Annotated in this window: 20 protein-coding genes and 1 pseudogene; 9 read left to right on the top strand and 12 right to left on the bottom strand. The window is 49.8% G+C overall.

The features are described from left to right. Window positions 1–17 precede the first annotated feature (17 nt). A complete protein-coding gene (locus tag OGY67_RS02150; protein WP_286573289.1) occupies window positions 18–872 on the bottom strand; it encodes a GPO family capsid scaffolding protein in 855 nt (284 codons plus the stop codon). A 166-nt stretch (window positions 873–1,038) separates the two neighbouring features. Here OGY67_RS02150 and OGY67_RS02145 point away from each other — a divergent pair, with 166 nt between their 5' ends. The 5 genes from OGY67_RS02145 (at window position 1,039) to OGY67_RS02125 (ending at window position 6,153) form a co-directional block, all read left to right on the top strand. Further along, on the top strand, window positions 1,039–2,808 hold the full coding sequence (locus OGY67_RS02145) for a terminase ATPase subunit family protein (RefSeq protein WP_191608586.1): 1,770 nt from the start codon (window positions 1,039–1,041) through the stop codon (window positions 2,806–2,808). A 1-nt stretch (window position 2,809) separates the two neighbouring features. Continuing rightward, a complete protein-coding gene (locus tag OGY67_RS02140) occupies window positions 2,810–3,826 on the top strand; it encodes a phage portal protein (protein WP_286573286.1) in 1,017 nt (338 codons plus the stop codon). A 435-nt stretch (window positions 3,827–4,261) separates the two neighbouring features. Continuing rightward, on the top strand, window positions 4,262–4,630 hold the full coding sequence (locus OGY67_RS02135; RefSeq protein ID WP_286573284.1) for a DNA/RNA helicase domain-containing protein: 369 nt from the start codon (window positions 4,262–4,264) through the stop codon (window positions 4,628–4,630). Between the two features lie 6 nt (window positions 4,631–4,636). Beyond that, window positions 4,637–5,497 carry an AAA family ATPase gene (locus OGY67_RS02130; RefSeq protein ID WP_353622378.1) on the top strand — a complete coding sequence of 287 codons (861 nt, stop codon included), beginning with the start codon at window positions 4,637–4,639 and terminating at the stop codon, window positions 5,495–5,497. Next, complete coding sequence (locus OGY67_RS02125; RefSeq protein ID WP_249357156.1) at window positions 5,494–6,153, top strand: HNH endonuclease; 660 nt, start codon at window positions 5,494–5,496, stop codon at window positions 6,151–6,153. The genes OGY67_RS02130 and OGY67_RS02125 overlap by 4 nt, the downstream gene beginning before the upstream one ends. Before the next feature lie 181 nt (window positions 6,154–6,334). Here OGY67_RS02125 and OGY67_RS02120 read toward each other — a convergent pair. The 6 genes and pseudogenes from OGY67_RS02120 to OGY67_RS02095 form a co-directional block, all read right to left on the bottom strand. Then, window positions 6,335–8,549 (bottom strand): annotated as a pseudogene (locus OGY67_RS02120) (replication endonuclease). Next, a complete protein-coding gene (locus OGY67_RS02115; protein ID WP_286573279.1) occupies window positions 8,539–8,814 on the bottom strand; it encodes a DUF5405 family protein in 276 nt (91 codons plus the stop codon). The pseudogene OGY67_RS02120 and the gene OGY67_RS02115 overlap by 11 nt, the downstream one beginning before the upstream one ends. Before the next feature lie 30 nt (window positions 8,815–8,844). After that, window positions 8,845–9,054, bottom strand: coding sequence for a DUF2732 family protein (locus tag OGY67_RS02110; protein WP_099530339.1), 210 nt, complete (start codon window positions 9,052–9,054; stop codon window positions 8,845–8,847). Between the two features lie 66 nt (window positions 9,055–9,120). Beyond that, window positions 9,121–9,621 carry a phage replication protein B gene (gene repB, locus OGY67_RS02105; protein WP_029139596.1) on the bottom strand — a complete coding sequence of 167 codons (501 nt, stop codon included), beginning with the start codon at window positions 9,619–9,621 and terminating at the stop codon, window positions 9,121–9,123. After that, window positions 9,618–9,803 carry a hypothetical protein gene (locus OGY67_RS02100; RefSeq protein WP_286573277.1) on the bottom strand — a complete coding sequence of 62 codons (186 nt, stop codon included), beginning with the start codon at window positions 9,801–9,803 and terminating at the stop codon, window positions 9,618–9,620. The genes repB and OGY67_RS02100 overlap by 4 nt, the downstream gene beginning before the upstream one ends. After that, window positions 9,803–10,078, bottom strand: a complete 276-nt coding sequence (locus OGY67_RS02095; RefSeq protein WP_049002087.1) for a Cox family DNA-binding protein — start codon at window positions 10,076–10,078, stop codon at window positions 9,803–9,805. Before OGY67_RS02095 ends, OGY67_RS02100 begins: the two co-directional genes overlap by 1 nt. 119 nt (window positions 10,079–10,197) lie before the next feature. On the opposite strand from OGY67_RS02095, the gene OGY67_RS02090 reads away from it, so the two are divergent. Then, window positions 10,198–10,497, top strand: a complete 300-nt coding sequence (locus OGY67_RS02090; protein WP_286573275.1) for a helix-turn-helix domain-containing protein — start codon at window positions 10,198–10,200, stop codon at window positions 10,495–10,497. Between the two features lie 96 nt (window positions 10,498–10,593). Then, complete coding sequence (locus tag OGY67_RS02085) at window positions 10,594–11,601, top strand: phage integrase (RefSeq protein WP_286573272.1); 1,008 nt, start codon at window positions 10,594–10,596, stop codon at window positions 11,599–11,601. Window positions 11,602–11,805: 204 nt separating this feature from the next. On the opposite strand, the gene clpA is transcribed toward OGY67_RS02085, so the two are convergent. Continuing rightward, window positions 11,806–14,082 (bottom strand): ATP-dependent Clp protease ATP-binding subunit ClpA, encoded by a 2,277-nt coding sequence (clpA, locus tag OGY67_RS02080; RefSeq protein ID WP_208744023.1) that lies wholly within the window; start codon window positions 14,080–14,082, stop codon window positions 11,806–11,808. A gap of 30 nt (window positions 14,083–14,112) precedes the next feature. Then, window positions 14,113–14,433 (bottom strand): ATP-dependent Clp protease adapter ClpS, encoded by a 321-nt coding sequence (gene clpS, locus OGY67_RS02075; RefSeq protein WP_003036810.1) that lies wholly within the window; start codon window positions 14,431–14,433, stop codon window positions 14,113–14,115. A gap of 323 nt (window positions 14,434–14,756) precedes the next feature. Here clpS and cspD point away from each other — a divergent pair, with 323 nt between their 5' ends. Then, window positions 14,757–14,981 carry a cold shock-like protein CspD gene (gene cspD / locus OGY67_RS02070; RefSeq protein WP_003036813.1) on the top strand — a complete coding sequence of 75 codons (225 nt, stop codon included), beginning with the start codon at window positions 14,757–14,759 and terminating at the stop codon, window positions 14,979–14,981. 74 nt (window positions 14,982–15,055) lie between these two features. Here the strand turns inward: cspD and macB are convergent, their stop codons facing one another. Continuing rightward, window positions 15,056–17,002, bottom strand: coding sequence for a macrolide ABC transporter ATP-binding protein/permease MacB (gene macB / locus OGY67_RS02065; protein ID WP_048215946.1), 1,947 nt, complete (start codon window positions 17,000–17,002; stop codon window positions 15,056–15,058). Further along, window positions 16,999–18,114: a macrolide transporter subunit MacA gene (gene macA, locus OGY67_RS02060; protein WP_286573268.1), complete on the bottom strand. Its 1,116-nt coding sequence runs from the start codon at window positions 18,112–18,114 to the stop codon at window positions 16,999–17,001. The genes macB and macA overlap by 4 nt, the downstream gene beginning before the upstream one ends. 159 nt (window positions 18,115–18,273) lie before the next feature. Here macA and OGY67_RS02055 point away from each other — a divergent pair, with 159 nt between their 5' ends. After that, the gene (locus tag OGY67_RS02055) at window positions 18,274–19,221 is read left to right on the top strand and encodes a VirK/YbjX family protein (RefSeq protein WP_048234957.1); all 948 of its coding nucleotides are present in this window, start codon (window positions 18,274–18,276) and stop codon (window positions 19,219–19,221) included. On the opposite strand, the gene OGY67_RS02050 is transcribed toward OGY67_RS02055, so the two are convergent. Beyond that, entirely contained in the window at window positions 19,218–20,876 is a 1,659-nt protein-coding gene (locus OGY67_RS02050) for an ATP-dependent endonuclease (RefSeq protein ID WP_003834292.1), read from the bottom strand. The two genes, OGY67_RS02055 and OGY67_RS02050, sit on opposite strands and share 4 nt — an antisense overlap. Window positions 20,877–21,016: the final 140 nt, after the last annotated feature.

Here is a 21,016-nt window from a genome sequence, read left to right as displayed (position 1 = left end):
CGCACCCGGCAGGTCTGTCAGCAGTTGGTCAGCAGCTCGTCGCCCGTCCCGCCTTTCGACTTCTCGCGGCGCGGCTGGCGATAGCTTTCGGTGTTATCGAGGGAGCTTTTCAGGGCGTTAAGCGCCTGCGCGCTCTGCGTGATCTGGCTGGTCACGTCCTGCTTTAGCTGTGCAAAGGCGGTTTCCAGCTCAGTGACGCGCGTTTCGGTGGCGGTCAGGTTGGTCTGTACCTGCTCAGAGACGGCGGTCACCGCCTCATGCACATCAGAAAGGCGGGCGTCATCGCTGACCTGTTTGCGGCTGAAAATCGATTTGACCCTGTCGGTCAGGCTGTTGAGCATGGTCTCGGGAACATCCTCGAATTCCAGCTCAGCAAGGGTGGCCACCGAGAAGAGGTCGCCCGGCTGGTCTTTTTTACCGGCGAGCGGGTTCTGCGCAGCACGGCTGCAGAATTCGAGATATTCCGTACCGAGGCTTGCCGGGTCATCGGTCACGGCGAGACCAATCAGATAGCATTTACCGGTATTTGAGAAATTCGGGCGAATTTCCATGGAGGTGTAAACCTTCTGACCGGCACGCACCATGCTCACCAGTTCATCAAGCGGTGCAATCCTGGCAAACAGCGCCTTTTTACCGTTCAGCGCAGAGTCATCACTGATGATTTCCGCTTTCACTTCGGTCACATCGCCGTAGCGTTTAAACGGGCTGTCAGGCCAGAGGCTTTTGATGTGTTCGAGGTTAATACGGCAACCATAGACGCGCGGGTCAAAGGTATCCGCCATGTCCTGAATGTCATCACCGTTGATGACACGGCCATCGCAGGTGTCACCCTCGACGCCGATGCGAAACCATTTAGAAACTTTCTTTGCCATTGTTCAGGTGTCCTGATGTTGGGTTTTCGGTTCGGGTGTAGTTTCCCGACTCCGCCCCGCATCAGCCACCGCTTGCAGACGTGCCCCCCCTGACACAACAGGGGGTTAGCGATAATGCCCCGCTATTTCCTTAGCCTTGCCCCGTATTCACTGACACGAGGCAACCATGACCATTTCAACTGACCTCTCCCTTTTGCACGACCCGCGACGACAGGCGCGCCTGCTGTTCTGGCAGGGGTTTTCCGTGCCACAAATCGCCGACACGCTGCAGGTCAAGCGCCCGACCGTGCAGAGCTGGAAACAACGTGACGGCTGGGAGGAAACCGCCCCGCTTAACCGCGTGGAATCCACGCTCGAGGCGCGCCTGATTCAGCTTTATGCAAAGCCTGACCTGACGCCGCATGATTTCAAGGTCGCTGATTTTTTGTCACGCCAGATGGAACGGCTCGCGCGTGTCAGCCGCTACGGCCAGACCGGAAACGAGGCAGATTTAAATCCCAACATTGCCAGCCGCAACAAAGGCGACCGCCGCAAGCCAAAACGTAATTTTTTCAGCGATGAGGCTATCGAAAAGCTCGAAGAGATTTTCTTCGATCAATCCTTTGAGTATCAGCTCAACTGGCACAAGGCCGGTATCGCGCACCGTATTCGCCACATCCTCAAATCGCGCCAGATTGGCGCAACATTCTACTTTGCCCGCGAGTCACTGCTGCGCGCCCTGAAAACCGGGCAAAACCAGATATTTTTGTCGGCCAGTAAGACGCAGGCTTACGTGTTCCGAAAGTACATCATCGCCTTTGCGCGCATGGTCGAGGTCGACCTGTCAGGCGACCCGATTGTCATCGGCAACAACGGCGCAGAGCTGATTTTTCTCGGGACAAATTCCAACACAGCGCAGAGTCATAACGGCGACCTGTATGTCGATGAAATCTTCTGGATCCCCAACTTTCAGAAACTGCGCAAAGTCGCCTCGGGGATGGCGTCACAGTCGCACCTGCGCACCACCTACTTTTCAACCCCCTCGACGCTGGCACATGGCGCCTATCCGTTCTGGTCAGGTGAGCTGTTTAACCGGGGACGCAGCAGCGCCGCCGAACGTGTCGACATCGATATCAGCCATAAGGCGCTGGCCGGGGGCGTGCTGTGCCCGGACGGACAGTGGCGGCAGATTGTCACCATCGAAGATGCGCTCGCCGGGGGATGCACGCTGTTTAATCTGGATCAACTGAAACAGGAAAACAGCGCCGATGATTTCCGCAACCTCTTCATGTGCGAGTTTGTCGACGACAAGGCGTCGGTATTCCCGTTCGAGGAGCTGCAGCGCTGCATGGTCGATGCGATGGAAGAATGGGAGGACTTCGAGCCGTTTTCTGACCGTCCGTTTAACTGGCGTCCGGTGTGGATTGGCTATGACCCGTCACATACCGGCGACAGCGCAGGCTGTGCGGTACTGGCTCCACCACTGGTTGCCGGTGGCAAGTTCCGCATCCTTGAGCGTCACCAGTGGAAAGGCATGGACTTTGCGACACAGGCCGAGGCCATCCGCGAGCTGACCGAAAAATACTGCGTCGAGTATATCGGCATCGATGCGACCGGCATCGGCCAGGGTGTTTACCAGCTCGTGCGCTCATTCTTCCCGGCAGCGCGCGCCATTCGCTACACGCCGGAAATGAAAACCGCGATGGTGCTGAAAGCGAAAGACACCATCCGACGCGGGTGTCTGGAATACGACGCCGGTGCAACCGACATCACTCAGTCATTTATGGCTATCCGTAAAACCATGACCAGCAGCGGGCGCAGCTCCACCTATGAGGCCAGCCGCAGTGAAGAAGCCAGCCACGCAGACATCGCATGGGCAACCATGCACGCCCTGTTAAACGAGCCGCTTTCCGCCGGTAGCGGTATGCATTCAACGTCAATTCTGGATATTAACTGACATGAAAAAACAACAGAAGAAACCTGCCACAACGACCGCCAACGCGCCGCAAAAAATGGAGGCGTTCACCTTTGGCGAGCCCTCCGCCGTTCTGGATCGCCGCGATATCCTCGATTATGTCGAGTGCATCAATAACGGGAAGTGGTACGAGCCGCCGGTCAACTTCTCAGGTCTGGCAAAAAGCCTGCGCGCCGCCGTGCATCACAGCTCGCCGATTTACGTGAAACGAAATATTCTGACGAGCACCTACATCCCGCACCCGCTGCTGTCGCGTCAGGATTTCAGCCGCCTCGTGCTGGATTATCTGGTCTTTGCCAACGGTTATCTTGAGAAGCGTATGAGCGTTACCGGCCAGCTTTTAAAACTGGAAACATCACCGGCAAAATACACCCGTCGTGGCGTCGAGGAAGGTGTTTACTGGTACATATCGAGCTTTAACAACCCGCACCCGTTCGCACCCGGCTCGGTGTTTCACCTGCTGGAGCCTGATATCAATCAGGAGCTATACGGCATGCCGGAATACCTGAGCGCACTCAATTCGGCCTGGCTGAATGAATCCGCCACCCTGTTTCGTCGCAAGTATTACCAGAATGGCGCGCATGCGGGTTACATCATGTACGTCACCGACGCGGCGCAGAGCAGCACTGACGTCGAGTCGCTACGCTCTGCGATGCGGGATTCAAAGGGACTCGGGAATTTTAAAAACCTGTTTTTCTACGCACCCAACGGGAAACCGGATGGCATCAAAATAGTGCCGCTTAGTGAGGTCGCCACGAAAGATGACTTTTTCAATATTAAAAAGGTGAGCGCCGCTGACCTGCTCGATGCGCACCGCGTACCGTTCCAGCTCATGGGCGGCAAGCCGGAAAATATTGGCTCAATGGGGGATGTTGAGAAGGTTGCGCGGGTGTTTGTGCGTAACGAACTGACCCCGCTGCAGGAGCGCTTTAAAGAGATTAACGACTGGCTCGGGATGGAGGTGATCCGCTTTAAAGATTACAGTCTTGAATCAGAATAACCCTGCAAAAATCGCCGCCTCCGGGCGGCCTCATCCCTGACAGCCTCAGCCCCACCACACACAATCCAATCTCATCGCGAAACCATCGCAGACTTGCAACATGACAGCGCCGTCACGACGCGCACAGACGCATTAAATTAAATGCTGTCACCGCCTCTGGCGCGCAGTGCTATCCCCGCCTCGCCTGCCCTCTTGATGGGTCGGTTTTAATGCAGTTGCATTCCACGTACCGTGCTCACTATACCTAGCCCTATCCTTCTTAAACCTTCCAATGATATACATGCAAATCAATGCAGAAATACGCGGCGTACTATTGACATTTTTATGTTTAGATATTTTTATTTTTTTGACATAAATCACAACTGAAACTAGATGAATCATAACAAGTAAAGTAACCTACACCTTTTAAACAAATCATAAAAACGGTAATTGATAATGACGAAATTTTTAACAAAAATATACAACAATACTGACTTTTCCCTAGATGATAACGTAATCAATATACAAGGGAAAAACTTAATCATCACAGGAGGAAATGGTTGTGGAAAAACAACTCTCCTAAATGAGATAAACAACAAAATATCGACCCATCTTATTAATAAAAATGTCCAATCCATGACGCAACTGAACTCAAACTTACAACACTATTTAAGAGAGAGAGAAAAACATCCTAAAGGTTCTAATCAATATCATCAAGCACAAACACAAATACAATATTACGAAAAGGAGATAGAAAGAACATGGGGAGGTTTACAAATAGAGTATAGCGATCAGAACGAGTTATCAATTTTACTCCACAGCTGAAAAGCAATCATAGCTAACTTCCAGGCTAACAGACAAGCGACCATAGCTCCTGCAACCGGAGCTAACAAATTAGAAAAAGCAGATGAATCTAATTTCATAAATATATCTAATCAGCAGCTTGGAAATAAATTCGAGCAACACCTAGCAAATTTAAAAACTCGCCAATCCTTTGCCAAAACATATGACAACAACATTACCCTTTATAACTCTATTGACAACTGGTTCAATCAACTAGAAAATAACATAGCCTACCTAATGGAGGATGATACATTCACTCTTAAATTTGAACCTGATGATTTTAAATTTTATTTAATTCAAGAAAACAAAAAACCATATACTTTTCAAACATTATCATCTGGCTATTCTGCTATATTTAACATCCTGTCAGATTTAATTATGAAAACTGAAACATTTAAAATTTCGCCAAGTGAATTGCATGGTATTGTAATGATCGATGAAATAGATGCTCATCTGCACGTTTCACTTCAACGAAAAATATTACCATTCTTGACAAGAACCTACCCATTAATTCAATTCATCGTTACTACACACTCACCCTTCGTAATTGGCTCATTAGAAGATGCTATAATATACGATCTGAGTTCAAAGCAACACTTTGAAGATCTTTCTATTTTCTCCTATGAAACAATAATAGAAGGGTTGCTAGGTGTACCTGTTGTTTCAATTTCTCTTGAAAAAGACATAAGAAGGCTATCAGCATTAATAAATGAAACAAACTTAGACCTTAGTGCTATAGGTGAGATAGTCACAAAACTACTCCCATATAAAGAAAAATTAGATGATGAATCAGCTATATTTTTATTAAAAGGAATTTCATTACTTCAAAACAATAAGGAAGGTGCATGATGTTTCCTGTGCAAAAATCAAAAATAGCACCTAACTCCCTTGAAAAAAAGACATCCTATAGAGAAAAGGATGTAATAGAAGCGTTATCTCATGACTTTTATAATAAATGTTACATTTGTGAAATTAAAGACCCACTTGTCTTAAACGTTGAACACTTTAGGCCTCATGAAGGCGATGATGATAAAAAATATGACTGGAATAATTTATTTTTCGCTTGCGGGCGCTGCAACAACATCAAGAGAAATAACTTCGAGAACATTCTTGACTGTACAGACCAACAAACAGACGTATTGAGAGCGGTTAAACATACTTTTCCGACAACGGCTTATGCAGAAATCGTCAATATCACCCCAATGAATGACGATCCAAAAACTTTAGAAACCGCCAATCTAATATCTAAGGTTTTTAATGATGCAAACACTGGAAATAAAGACCTTACAAGAGTGTTTCTTAAAAAGAGATTAATGCGCCAATATAGAAAATTCTTAGAGTTAATTTATTCTTATGATGATGAAGATACATTACCAGAAGAAAAAAATGAAATATCAAAAAAAATAAAAAACATGCTCCGGGTTGAATACGAATTTTCAGCTTTCTTAAGATGGTCGATATTAGAAGCTCCACAACTCCATCATTTTAAAGAAGGTATCTTTTAACATATTTTTAGCGAGATGCATTCCATAAATCGCACCTCGCTAATAATTATATTTTTGGAAAGATTAATTATGCAAAATTATAGTGTAAATGGGTATTATGACATGTCTAAGCAAGCATACTGATGCTGTTAAAATTGTTTTTTCAAAAATCGCGCCACTTTATTGGTGCCTGATAGCAATATCATTCCCCATCATAAACAACTGCCACCCCACGAACCAACGCAACGAGCTCCCACCATTCTGGGGAAATTCCTTTCAGAAGCAAATCGAAATGAATTATCAGTATCTGCTGCCTTACCGCTTTGGTTATCCTAACTGATGGTGCTTGGTCAGCAGGTTTGAGCGGTGCGGCTTTTCTGAGGTGTATCAACTTTTAAAGCGCCTTTAAGCACCTTCACAACGTCCGGCTCATCCCAAGCAAGAACCCCTCTATCAATCAGATTTAACACCGCTGCAGCTTGCTCAGATGGTGCGGGTGTCATAACTGGAGTATCAATACCGGTGAGTTTTCCACAGTTATTGACAGGACTCCGAGGCGCGGCAATGCCGCTTTTTAAAGTCAAAGGCTCAACGGCCAACAGCTTTGGAACGATGCGCCATTCGGCTGTACGGGTAACATGTATCAGCTCAGAGCCCAAGTGCGGAGCGTAGATGCCCACGACTCTCTCTATATCCTCTTCGTAGGCGTTGACCTCGTCAGTCACGTTACGAGCCACACGGACGGTCTGACTATCACGTGGTACGTTCGCCCCACCCTGCGCCGCGATATAAAGGTCAAACTCACCCTCGTCAGCTGCGGCTCTTGTAGCCTCGACTCGCTCATCAAATTCATCAGCAATGCTTACGCCACGAGGTAATTTGCGCAGCTCACGATATGCCCCCATCGTTGGCAGTCCAATAGATTTAAATTGCGGGATACGCCACGTTGACGCCCATGCGGTTACTGCTGCTGCAGTATCAGTGAGAGGTTTACCGGTATCGTGATCGACTTGCCCATCAAGTGCATACCCGTCGATATTCTTCGCAATGTATTTTGCGATGTAACCGGCTGCACCACCTTGATTGAGGTGCTTCGCTTCAAAACGCTGTGCTGCAGCACCCTTTTCGTCGCCATCTTCCTTTAAGGCATAGCGTCGCATGATTTCAGTAATATGTTTACGTTGCTCTGGTTTGCAAAAAAGCATCATGTGCCAGTGCGGCGTTCCGTCATGATGCGGCTCTACAACACGCATACCATAGACCTGCAAATCATTATCTTTAAAGGCTGTACGCATCAGGCTCCAGATACGACATAAATACCGCTGACCATCCTTCGGCGTAAAAGCGGTGTCATTCCATCCGTGATTAAGTTGCACCGTCTTTTTATCGCCCTTTCCGACCTGACGTGTAGGGTGATACTTCGATGGCGTGGTGATAGTGATAAACATACCGACGTCACCCTGCCCAGCCGCATAGCGTTCAATACCTGCGATTGTGTTCATCAGTTCCATACGACGGATTTCAGGGTTTGAAATACTTCCCATGACTTTGCTGATGAGATCGATACGCTCACCGGTAACTTTGTTTTCCAGCTCGCACGATTTGAGGTATTCGAGATTAGCCAAGCGGCGAGAATGCACGTCGCGGATCGCCGTTCTGCTGGCGTATGGGGAACGGTCTTTATTCACCTCACCGGCAGCAATCAGCAATGCCTCGTGCCAGCGCATACGCTGCGCCTTAAACTGGTTAATCCACCACTCATCATTAATCAAACGAGATATAGCGGAAAATGCCTGGCGGATCGTGATTTGCCCTTTGCAGTATTTTTTCCAGAACATCGGTGTAATGTTGAATGCGCGAGCTGCACCAGCAACGTGGCCGTACAAATGCGCCTGAGCCTCATCAGTAAAAAGAGTCTCTTTACCGCCGTGAGTATCAGCCCAAGCGTCGCTAAGTTCTTCATAAGCAACATAGAGCTGCGAAGCGATACGGGCAGCAAATTTTTTGAGAGCCTTGTCACTCATACCTGCTAAACGCGAATAGCTTTCGCGCTCACTCAGGAAGAGTAGCGATGCCGTCTCGTTCATTCCGTTTAGCTGATTGACCCGCTCAAGACGCGGCCCCACCCTTTTCTCGACAGTGTTCTTGAGGAAATAGAAACCATGAAGGGGGCTTTTATTACGACGGATGAAATCATAACGCGAGTTAAACAGCGTTTTTAAGACATAAGGCAGACGATTAACTTTACCTAAAACACCTTGCACCTGACGGAATTCGCCACGTGTAAGAGGTCTGTCACGGCCAATTGCAGAACGTGGAGCATTCCAGGGATAAGCACCGACGAATGTATCATCGGTGTGCTTCGAGAAAGGAGGTGGTGGCGAAGGGGCAGTACGCCCCCGAGGTTCAGCAGCCATTCGAATTGAAGGCGTCCAGACATTGCTTCACTACACGCTCAATCTGAGTTTCAAGCGCAGAGAAACAGGTAGCATCTCCCGTTAAAAGGTCATGCAAAGCAAGGCCTGAAACGAGCTTAGGGATAGTTGGGTAGTAACCCACAACATCTAGCCATTCCTTACCTTCGTTTTTCCCGGAGGTAGCGATTTTCTTTTCCTGCAAAATAAACTGATAGCGGTCACTAGTAATAACGTACTGGTTATTTATATCGATACGGATACTCATTCTTACTTCCTTCTAAAGTGGATAAACCGCTCAACCAAAAATTGAGTTGTGCAATTTTTCTGATTCTTGACCTAACAAATCGATAATCTCAGTGCGGCTAAGTTCTGACTTACTGATGTGCGCGATAAGCCCGTCAAATTGAGAAGAGAAACGGGTCGCCGTGTCGCGCTGTGCTTCACTTACTGCCTGCTCCAGAAGTGCCGAAAACGCACCCCGCTGAGCTGTTTTTTGTTTTTGCATTTACCTATCTCCAGACAAAAAGGGTCCCCACGCTGTAAGGCGTGTAATAAATCGAATCCAGATTAATTAATGTAAATACTGCTCAGGTTTTACCGAGGTTAAAATAGTCGGCGCATACTCAAAAAGGCTAAACAGCTCTCGCAAGGCGCGGAAAAGTTTGTCCCGCCAATAGCAGTCGTCCTCGTTCAATCGCCAGTGCGGCATACTGAATTCTTGATCTGTGAGCCCGGCATGACGAAAAAGAGAACGCCTTTGGCTAACAGTAAGACGGCTAATGAAAGTCGCCCTAGTAGAGCCATGCTGACGAAACCGACAAAATGCGAATCTCAGTTCATCCAGCGCACAGACAAGGCGCTCGCGATCTGCTTCGTCCATTTCTTCTAAGCGCATGACAGAGTGACGCTGTTTTAATTGAGCATGAAAACAAACTGTCAGTCGTTCGCGCTCCATCATTTGATTGTAAAAATCACAGGTGTCTTGCCAGCGTGGCTGAGCCAGGTACTTACCAACCAGCCCTCGAAGTGCCGCTGGCTGTTTCTGGATCACATCAAGAGTCATAACGGTCATAACCATTTCCCTCTTTTTCTGACCAAACGGAAAAGTGTCTCAATAATGTCAGGCTTACGAGTGCGGATGATGATGCCCCTGCGGCCGGACCCGTGAGTGATAGTAAAGTTAATCGGGTTAGGGCTTTCTCTCCGGAGTAGCTGGGCAATGCAACGAGGTTCATTTGTACTTTCAATATTCATTAACGTGGTTCCCCTAGACCGAGCCACATTAGCCACCCTTCTCGAATCGCTTTTGGGCGGCTCTCATACGCCATTTTCATGCCGTTGTTCCATGCAGGAAGATAAACCCAATATTCTCCAGCTCTACCAGTTGCAGACTGTGGATCGGTCATCTCAACGATGGGTAATTTGCCCTTCTCAATCATCCCCTTAACAGCTGCAGGGCTTTTACCTATCAGGCGTGCAAACTCTTGATAAGGAACTGCGTCAGTGGCGCTCTCTAATGACTTCTTCATCTGGTACACTTCTCCGTTAGCGTTTTAATTGCTCTTAATGGCTTATAATTGCCTTTAATGAGACTACGAATGTGAAATACAAACTACGATAAACACAAAATTACGCAATAGGAGTAATTATGTCAATAGACGTTTCAGAGAAGCTAAAGCTTATGCGGGAGTCAGAAAGACTAAACCGTAAAGAAGTCAGCGAGTTAACTGGCGTACCTTACAGCTCACTTTCAAGCTATGAGAGCCGTTCAAAAAATGCAGGTGTAGAATCCATCATGAAAATTCTCCAACACCCTCGTTTCACGAAGTACACGATGTGGTTTATGACTGACCAAATAGCACCTGAAGCTGGGCAAGTTGCACCGGCTCTCGCGCACTTTGGGCAGCAGACAACAACATCTCCCCACTCCGACCAGAAAACTGGCTAACCATTTACGGCGCTTATTTGTGTAGTAAATGCACGAAGAGTTTTTGTTATTTAAATCAGGAAATTGAAGTAAGCAGTAACATCATCGGGAGGCTTTATGTCTATTAAAAAGCTCGATGATGGTCGATACGAAGTGGACATCAGACCTGCAGGGCGCAACGGAAAGCGCATCCGCAGGAAATTTGACAAGAAAAGTGAGGCTGTAGCTTTTGAGAAACACACTCAATACAACCATCACGATAAAGAATGGCTGGCTAAACCGACAGATAAGCGGCATCTGTCTGAATTAACAAAAGTCTGGTGGGATCTGAAAGGCAAGCATGAAGAACACGGAAAATCCAACTTGGGTAAGATTGAAATCTTTACCCGGATCACTGATGACCCTTGCGCGTTTCAGATAACCAAAGCTCTTATTAGCCAGTACAGCATGACTCGCAGAGGGCAAGGCATAAAACCGGCCAGTATAAACCGCGACCTTACCTGCCTGAGTGGTATGTTTACTGCGCTAATTGATGCGGAGTTGTTTTTTGGTGAACACCCTTTCAGAGGGATGAAAAAGCTCAAGGAGCAGAAACCAGAAACCGGCTATCTGACGCAGGAAGAAATAACATTGTTGCTTGCCAATCTTGACGGGGACAACAAGAAAATCGCGATTCTCTGTTTAAGTACCGGCGCTCGATGGGGTGAGGCCGCGAAACTGAAAGCTGAGAACGTAATACAGAATCGAGTTACGTTCGTTAAAACAAAGACGAACAAACCGCGTACTGTCCCTATCTCTGAGGAAGTAGCCGTAATGATTGCGGGTAAGGGTTATCTGTTCCCTGATGCTTCATACCCGAAGTTCAGGCGAACAATGAAAGATGTAAAACCGGATCTACCGGACGGGCAAGCAACTCACGCATTGCGTCACAGTTTTGCTACCCACTTTATGATTAACGGCGGGAGTATCATCACCCTGCAGAGAATACTGGGACATTCACGGATAGAGCAGACAATGGTCTATGCGCACTTTGCCCCGGAGTATCTTCAGGATGCTGTTTCACTCAATCCGCTACGTGGTGGTGTTGACTCCCGGAGTGTCCACACAGTGTCCACAGTAGGGTAGTTTATTATGGCTTTCAGTGGTCTTGCGTGCCGCGCAAACCCGCATTGCACCGCTGAAAGCCCATGTTACCTACCCTGAAAAACGCCCTTACGCAGGCTTATTTTTTGCCTGCCGTTTAAACTCCCCTGAATATCCCAATTCAAATCACTTTTATCAGGCGAAAAAAAACCGGGCATTGCGCCCGGCTGATTAGGTGATTAAAGATTAATGTGCAGCTTCTGGCTTGTGCTTTTGTGCACTCTGGAAACCATAGGTCAGCTCATTTTTCTCTTTATCCAGCGCAACGGTCACCTGGCCACCATCCACCAGCGAACCAAACAACAGTTCGTTAGCCAATGGTTTTTTCAGGTTATCCTGGACCACACGCGTCATTGGACGTGCGCCCATTGCGCGGTCATAGCCCTTCTCTGCCAGCCAGTCACGTGCTTCCTGGCTCACTTCCAGAGAGACACCTTTCTGATCCAGCTGAACCTGAAGCTCGACGATAAACTTATCAACAACCTGATGAATCACCTCGGTAGAGAGATGATCGAACCAGATAATGTTGTCGAGGCGGTTACGGAATTCCGGCGTAAACACTTTTTTGATTTCGCCCATTGCATCAGTACTGTTGTCCTGATGAATCAACCCAATCGATTTACGCTCAGTTTCACGCACACCGGCGTTGGTGGTCATGACCAGCACCACGTTGCGGAAATCCGCTTTACGCCCGTTATTGTCGGTCAGCGTGCCGTTATCCATCACTTGCAGCAGCAGGTTAAAGACATCCGGGTGCGCTTTTTCGATTTCATCCAGCAGCAGTACCGCATGCGGATGCTTAATAACAGCATCGGTCAGCAAACCGCCCTGGTCGAAACCGACATACCCCGGAGGCGCACCAATCAGGCGGCTGACGGTGTGGCGTTCCATATATTCGGACATATCAAAACGCAGCAGTTCAATGCCGAGTGCTTTGGACAACTGCACCGTGACTTCGGTCTTACCGACGCCAGTTGGTCCGGCAAACAGGAACGAACCGACCGGTTTATGCTCGTGTCCCAGACCGGCACGGCTCATTTTGATCGCTTCAGTCAGCGCCTCAATGGCTTTATCCTGTCCGAATACCAGCATTTTCAGACGGTTGCCCAGGTTTTTCAGCGTGTCGCGATCGCTCTGCGAAACGCTCTTCTCCGGGATCCGCGCAATGCGGGCCACAACGGACTCGATATCCGCCACGTTGACGGTTTTCTTGCGCTTGCTGACCGGCATCAGACGCGCACGCGCGCCCGCCTCATCGATCACGTCAATCGCTTTATCCGGCAGATGACGATCGTTAATGTATTTCACCGCCAGTTCAACCGCTGCACGCACCGCTTTGGCGGTATAGCGGACGTCATGGTGCGCTTCGTATTTCGGCTTCAGACCGTTGATTATCTGCACGGTCTCTTCTACCGATGGCTCAGTGACATCGATTTTCTGGAAACGGCGCGCTAACGCACGATCTTTTTCAAAGATATTGCTGAATTCCTGATAGGTTGTGGACCCTATCACACGAATCTTCCCGCTGGAGAGCAACGGCTTGATAAGGTTAGCCGCATCCACCTGGCCGCCCGATGCCGCACCCGCACCGATAATGGTGTGGATCTCATCGATAAACAGAATGCTGTTAGTATCCTGTTCCAGCTGTTTCAGCAGCGCCTTAAAGCGTTTCTCAAAATCACCGCGATATTTGGTGCCAGCCAACAGCGAGCCGATATCCAGGGAGTAAAGGGTGCAATCAGCCATGATTTCAGGCACATCACCCTGGACGATACGCCAGGCGAGGCCTTCAGCAATGGCGGTTTTACCGACACCAGACTCTCCCACCAGCAGCGGGTTGTTTTTTCTGCGACGGCACAGTACCTGAATGGCGCGCTCCAGCTCTTTGTCCCGGCCAATGAGCGGATCAATTCCGCCCACTCGGGCAAGCTGGTTAAGGTTAGTCGTGAAGTTTTCCATACGGTCCTCCCCGCCAGCTTGCTCTTCGTTATTTGGCTGATTCCCAGAGTCAGAAGACTGATTGGGTTCGTCTTTGCGCGTGCCATGAGAAATAAAATTCACCACATCAAGACGACTTACTTCATGCTTACGCAGCAGATAAGCCGCCTGAGATTCCTGCTCGCTGAAGATAGCGACCAGCACATTTGCGCCGGTAACTTCATTGCGCCCGGAGGACTGAACATGAAAGACCGCGCGTTGCAGTACACGCTGAAAACTCAACGTTGGCTGCGTGTCGCGTTCTTCCTCACTGGCAGGCAATACAGGTGTGGTCTGTTCAATGAAGGCTTCGAGTTCCTGACGGAGCGCCACCAGATCCACAGAACACGCTTCCAGCGCTTCGCGGGCCGATGGGTTACTGAGCAACGCCAGTAACAAGTGCTCGACGGTCATAAACTCATGTCGGTGCTCGCGCGCTCTGGCGAAAGCCATGTTTAAACTGAGTTCCAGTTCTTGATTGAGCATAGGCACCTCCCCCAATGTTTATGCCTGCATTCAGGCTTTTTCCAGCGTACACAGCAACGGATGCTCGTTCTCCCTCGCATATTTGTTCACCATCGCTACTTTGGTTTCAGCCACTTCGGCAGTGAACACACCGCAGATAGCTTTGCCTTGATAGTGAACTGCAAGCATCAGTTGCGTTGCACGTTCTACATCATAAGAAAAGAATTTTTGTAACACGTCAATAACAAACTCCATCGGAGTGTAATCATCATTGACTAATATCACTTTATACATAGATGGCGGTTTTAGCGCGTCGCGCAATTTGTCTTCCGCCAGCAGATCGAAATCCAGCCAGTCGTTCGTCTTACCCATTGTCAGTCGTCATCTTCAGTTACGGTTTCCGGCAGAAAATCTTGCCGCTGACAAGCAGCCTATGCGCACAATCAATCTACCTCAAGTATTAGATAACTATCATCTATTAGTGCCATCCGCGACATCTGTCACATAACCGACAATAGCGTTAACTGCTTCAAATTTTGATGCATTTTTACCCTATTCCGTCTGCATGGCGCTTGACGCCCCGCCTGATTTCTCTAAATTGTAGTTTCGAGAGTTGGCGAGGTTTTGAACAGCCCCCACTCCGCCACCGGTTCATTCCATCTTACTTATATAAGATTTACGAAGGATGTCGAAGTATGGAAACGGGTACTGTTAAGTGGTTCAACAACGCCAAAGGGTTTGGTTTCATTTGCCCCGAAGGCGGCGGCGAAGATATTTTCGCCCATTACTCCACCATTCAGATGGATGGTTACAGAACGCTAAAAGCCGGACAGTCTGTCCAGTTTGATGTCCACCAGGGGCCAAAAGGCAATCATGCCAGTGTCATCGTGCCTGTCATTGAAGCAGAAGCTGTCGCATAGCTCTTCTGTCTCATTGTGTACATCCCGCAGTCAAAATGCCAGCCCTTGCGGCTGGCATTTTTATCTCTGTGGCATTATTCCCGCGCCAGAGCATCTACCGGATCCAGACGTGCCGCATTCCGCGCCGGTAGCCAGCCAAACAACACACCGGTTGCAGTCGAACACAGAAACGCCGTCAACAGCGCGACGGGTGAAAATCCAATTTCCCAGCCCGGCAGAAATAGCTGTAGCGTAAAAGCGATCAGCATCGACAGGCTAATGCCCAACGCGCCGCCAACCAGACACACTAACACCGCTTCAATTAAGAACTGTTGCAGCACGTCACTGGCGCGAGCGCCAACCGCCATACGAATACCAATCTCACGCGTTCGTTCGGTTACTGAAACCAGCATAATATTCATCACGCCAATCCCACCGACCACCAGCGAAATCACCGCCACCAGCGTCAGGAAGAGTTGTAATGTACGTGTGGTCTTTTCGGCGGTTTTCAAGATACCGTCCATATTCCAGGTGAAGAAATCCTTCTTACCGTGGCGCAACGTCAACAGTCGGGTCAGTTGCTGTTCGGCCTGGGCACTGTCAAAACCATCCTTCACCCGCACGGTGATCGAGTTCAGCCACGACTGTCCCATGATTCGCCCGGACATAGTGCTATAAGGCAGCCAGACACGCAGGATCTTGCTACTGCCAAACATCGACTGTTTCTCTTCTGCAACACCAATCACCGTGGCAGGCATATTCCCCACCAGCACGACTTCGCCAACAACTTTCGCTTTATTGGGGAACAACTGACGACGGGTATTACTGTCGAGCACCACCACCTGAGCGCGCCCCGCCAGTTGCTCGGCGTTAAAGGTGGTCCCTTCGCTAAATGTCATGCCATAGACGTTGAAATAGTCGCCGCTAACGCCATTAGCACTGGCAGCAACATCGATATTGCCATAGCGTAACCGCAGGTTCTTCGACACCGCAGGCGTTACTGAACTGACCCAGGGCTGCTTCTGTAGCGCCGTCAAATCGTCATACTTCAACGCCTGTTGATATTGCGGATCGTCGTCGCCGAAGTCTTTGCCTGGATAGATATCAATGGTGTTAGTACCAATAGCGCGAATATCTGCCAGTACCAGTTGTTTAGCCGCATCGCCTACCACCACGATCGACACCACCGAAGCAATACCGATGATGATCCCAAGCATGGTCAGTAACGTACGCATCTTATTCGCGGCCATTGCCAACCAGGCCATGGTAAGTGCTTCACGAAAACCGCTGACAAACTGGCTCCAGCCGGATGCCGTTTTCACCGTTGGCTCCGCAATATCGCGTCCGCCAGAGGGTTTCTGTGGCGGTGGATTGCGCACAATCTCACCGTCACGAATTTCAATGACCCGTTCGGCCTGCGCGGCGACCTGGCTGTCGTGAGTAACGATAATTACCGTATGCCCGCGATCGCGCAGCTGATGCAAAATCGCCATCACCTCTTCGCCGGAATGGCTATCCAGTGCACCGGTGGGTTCGTCGGCAAGAATAACCTGCCCCCCGTTCATCAGCGCACGCGCGATACTGACCCGCTGCTGCTGACCACCGGAAAGCTGGGAAGGTTGATAGTCAACCCGGTCACCCAACCCCAGCCGCTGGAGTAATTCCTGCGCACGCGCCAGGCGCTGCTTACGTTCAGTGCCCGCGTAGACCGCCGGTACCTCAACGTTTTGTGCGGCGGTTAAATGCGACAGCAGGTGATAGCGCTGGAAGATAAAACCAAAATGCTCACGACGCAGTTGCGCTAGCGCATCGCTATCCAGCGTAGAGACATCACGTCCGGCAACGCGATACGTACCGCTGGTTGGCTTATCCAGACAGCCGAGAATGTTCATCAGCGTCGATTTACCCGAACCCGACGCCCCGACAATCGCCACCATTTCCCCGGCCTGAATGCTCAAGGATACGTCCTTCAACACCTCAACCTGGCCTTCGCCTGACGGATAGCTGCGGCGGATATGGCTCAGCTCAAGCAATGCTGTCATTTTGCAGCTCCAGCGTTGCCCTCACCGGTAATGACTTCATCCCCCTCTTCCAGCCCTTTCACGATCTCCACATCGGTGTCATTACGCGCGCCGATAACCACTTCACGTTCGCGGGTTTCGCCGTTACGCAGCAACCTGACGTTATAACGATTATTGCCGATAGGATCGCCCAGCGCCGACAGCGGGATGGTCAGGACATTTTTGACATCAGTGAGCTGGATATGGACCTGCGCGGTCATATCCAGGCGCAGGATCCCTTTCGGGTTGGGAACTTCGAAGCGGGCATAGTAGAAAATCGCATCATTCACTTTCTCTGGCGTCGGGAGAACATCTTTGAGCTTATCTTCGTAGCGCGTCTGCGGATCGCCCAGCACGGTAAACCAGGCCTTTTGCCCCGGATGCAGGTGAATTACATCAGCCTCAGAAACCTGCGCTTTCACCAGCATGGTGCTCATATCCGCCAGGGTCAGAATGTTAGGTGCCTGCTGGGCGGCAATAACGGTTTGCCCCTGCAGGGTAGTAATTTGTGTTACTTCGCCAGCCATTGGCGCAACGATGCGGGTGTAATCAAGGTTGGTTTTCGCCGTATCGAGAGAGGCCTGATTACGCTTAATTTGCGCGTCAATTGTGCCAATTTGCGCCTGTTTGACCGCCATTTCGGTGGCCGCCGTGTCGAGATCCTGCTGTGAAACGGCCTGAGTTTTCGCCAGCTGTTGTTGGCGGGAGAGAGTGACCCGCGCCAGCTTCCACTCAGCTTCGGCTTGTAAACGCTGGGCGCGCAATTCCATTAGCGTCGCTTCAACCTCTTTGATTTGGTTTTGCGCCTGTTCAGGATCGATAACACCGAGCAACTGATCTTTTTTCACTTTATCGCCAATCGCGACCGACAGCGTTTTTAACTGCCCGCTGACCTGCGCCCCGACGTCAACTTTACGCAGCGCATCCAGCTTACCGGTCGCCAGCACGCTTTGTTGCAGATCGCCAGGACGAACAATTAATGTTTGATACTGAGGTAAAGGCGCATTAAGCGTTCGCCAAAGTGCAATTGCCGCCACAATAAGGACGACGGCGAACAGAAAATAGCGTTTTTTGATTTTTCCCTTGAGCTTCATAAATGTCCCAATTCCCCCAATACGCCCACCAGAGTGGAGTGCTAAACATCAACGTTAAATAAATCGCCGTTGAAAAGCGCAAGAATAACAGAGTTATTGATGAATGGTTAAGATCCGCTGTGCTGAAATTAGTACAAAGGTATCAATCGGATTTATATTATGAGCCAGCTAACTGAAAGCACTTTTCTTTCCACCAAACCAGTCACGCGTTTTGGCCTTTTTTTCAGCCTGAGCAGCGGTCATTTACGGCCCGCACATTGCTGGGATAAACGGAGCTTTCGTCGTAAGTTTATCTGGCGTTCATTATTGATACCCCGCCTCACTCAGGAATGGATGACTGAACTGGCCCAATGGCCGGATCTTGGCCCCCTGCTCGCCCGTCAACCCCGACTGCCGGTTCGTTTGCACCGTCCTTATCTTGCGGCAAACTTCTCCCGCAAAATGCGTTTAGATGCGGTGCGTTTTCATTACCATTTTATCCGCCACGCATTCTTACCCGCTGAATTTAACGCCTTATTAAGCAATGACGGGTTACATCTGGCGCAAACTGAAGGTAAAGACGGCGATATATTTACCATCACCATGATGATGTTTCCGGTACTGGATAAAGAGGGTGAAGCCACCATTCAGGTGCGCAATGGTGACGGAGACGTGCTAACTAAAATGACGTTTACGTTCTGCGAATATAATGGGAAAAGGACATTATTTATTGGCGGTGTGCAGGGCAATGCGCAACTACCGCACGAAGCAATTCAAAAAGCGACGAAGTCCTGCCATGGAATTTTCCCAAAACGTATTGTGATGGAAACCATTTGCCGTTTAGCCGAACAGTTGAATATTGAAAAAGTTATGGCTGTAAGTAATGAACAGCATATCTTTCGCAGTCAACGCTACCACGATAAAAACAAGGTGATCCATTCTGACTACAACGCTTTTTGGGAGTCGGTTGGCGGTGAGTGCGACAGCAACGGGTACTATCATATTCCGCGCACGCTGGCGCGAAAAAGCGAGGCGGATATTGCGAGCAAAAAACGCGCAGAATACCGCCGCCGCTATCAGCTACTGGACAGCATCCATTCGCAGCTGTCGTCGATGTTTCGCCACTAATCCGCTCTGCCGCGTGCCAGCCACAGCACGCGGGAAAACATTTTTCGCAGCAGCGTTGGCACCGCATCAACGCCCCGTCGCCCGGCTTCCATCGCCACCTCAATGGCCAAATCCGGTTTTGACGAACGATGTATCGCCTTGGAGATTATTTTGCGCATATTCATAGGCACATTCTCCGGAATTTGCGCCACCCGGTGAAAGACGTCAGCAAATCCCTGGCGATACATAAAGTGTTCCATATCCAGCGCGGGGAGCATGGTCAAATGCTCACGCTCTTCCTCTCTGTCGTCATTCAATAAGCTACGTACCGTGGCCGCGTACTTTTTCCCGGCTTCATCGCCATCGACCAGCACATGCCACTCTATCCCCATCCGGCGGGCGAATTTAACCAGCGGCTTAAGACCGGACTGGGCAAATTCAATGACTTTAATCCCTTCTGCATCAAAGTGATGTCCGCACTGCCGGGCCAGTTCGTTAATAACCCAGGTTTCCGTTTCACCTTCCACCAGCAGCCAGCAGCGGGCAAACAACGATGACGCACGATTAAAACGAATATGAAATGCGATTCGCCGACCATCTTCTGCACTGATCCCACCCGGCCCAAGCCGCCAGGCAGCGACACGGGATGATTCACGTACCAGACGAACAACATGCTCAACAGGCGTAAGGGACAGCAGCTCACCGGAGTTGGTGGTCGCCACTCGCTGCAGAGGCAGTAAATTCAACAAGTGCCAGGCCACCGACAGCATGATGGGATGTAAACGCGTTTCCGGATCTTCCACCAGCAGTAAAGGTCGGGCGTCTTTATCCAGCCTTAGCGTGCCTTTGGCCTGCAACAAGGTCGAAAAGAGGCCCAACAGAATAACCCGGTGCGTACGTCCGCCGGGTTTATCAATCATGCGGTTAATAATGTCCAGATAGCGCCAGCTTCGTTGTTCGTTATTGGAGCGACGGCGCATCAGACGGTAGCGGGACTGGCCAGCCCCCTGCTCGGAAAAATAGTGCTCCAACAACTGAACCATGGCCGATAACCCCTGGCGAATCTGCCCGTCAGTCAGGTTTTGCGGCCGGGTAGCCAGCTCACGCGCCAGAAAATCCAGTTGGCGGGCGGTGACTTCGACATCCGCCGAGTCCGGCACGGTACCGTTGCGGATCCGTCGCATAAATCGCGCGTCGCGCAGACGCAGTACCGGCATCAGACGCACAAGGTGGCGCGCCTGATCGTTAATGTCATCGAGAGGTAATGGATGGCCGTCGCCATCAAGAAAACTGCGCAAGGTAAGAACGCTACCGTCATCCGCACACTCGCCTTCCAGGCGATAAAAAATGCGGTGATAGCCATCCTGGCAAGGCGTCCAACTGGCTTCCAGAGGACGATAGCGACGCACCCGGTGACGACCTGGTTGGGATTCACGAAACGTCAGGATAATGTGCAGGTGGTGTTCCCGGCCCTGTATATCACCCGGCGGGAACCAAAAATCCTCGCGGACAAAATGATACAAGTCTGACTCCGGCGACAGCAGCAGGGTCAAGGCATCCAGCAGACTGGATTTACCCCACGCGTTCTCTCCAATCAGCACGTTGCTCTGCTCCAGCATCAACGACAGACGGTTAATACCACGAAATCCAACAATCTCAACGCGTTCGAGAATCATATAGCCTCCGGAAATGCTAACTTTTTCCTTCAAGTTATCAGGAGTATAACGGCAAGCGGGCGCTCAGGACACCCGATATCAATCTGGCGTGAATCGCAAAAGCAAAAAAAATAAGAATATTCTTCTTATGTTTTCTCCTG

Source organism: Citrobacter sp. Cpo015 (genome assembly GCF_030333035.1).
Classification (GTDB): Bacteria; Pseudomonadota; Gammaproteobacteria; order Enterobacterales; family Enterobacteriaceae; genus Citrobacter; species Citrobacter portucalensis.
Note: the sequence above shows the minus strand (reverse complement) of the source record. Positions and strands in the feature narration are given on the sequence as shown.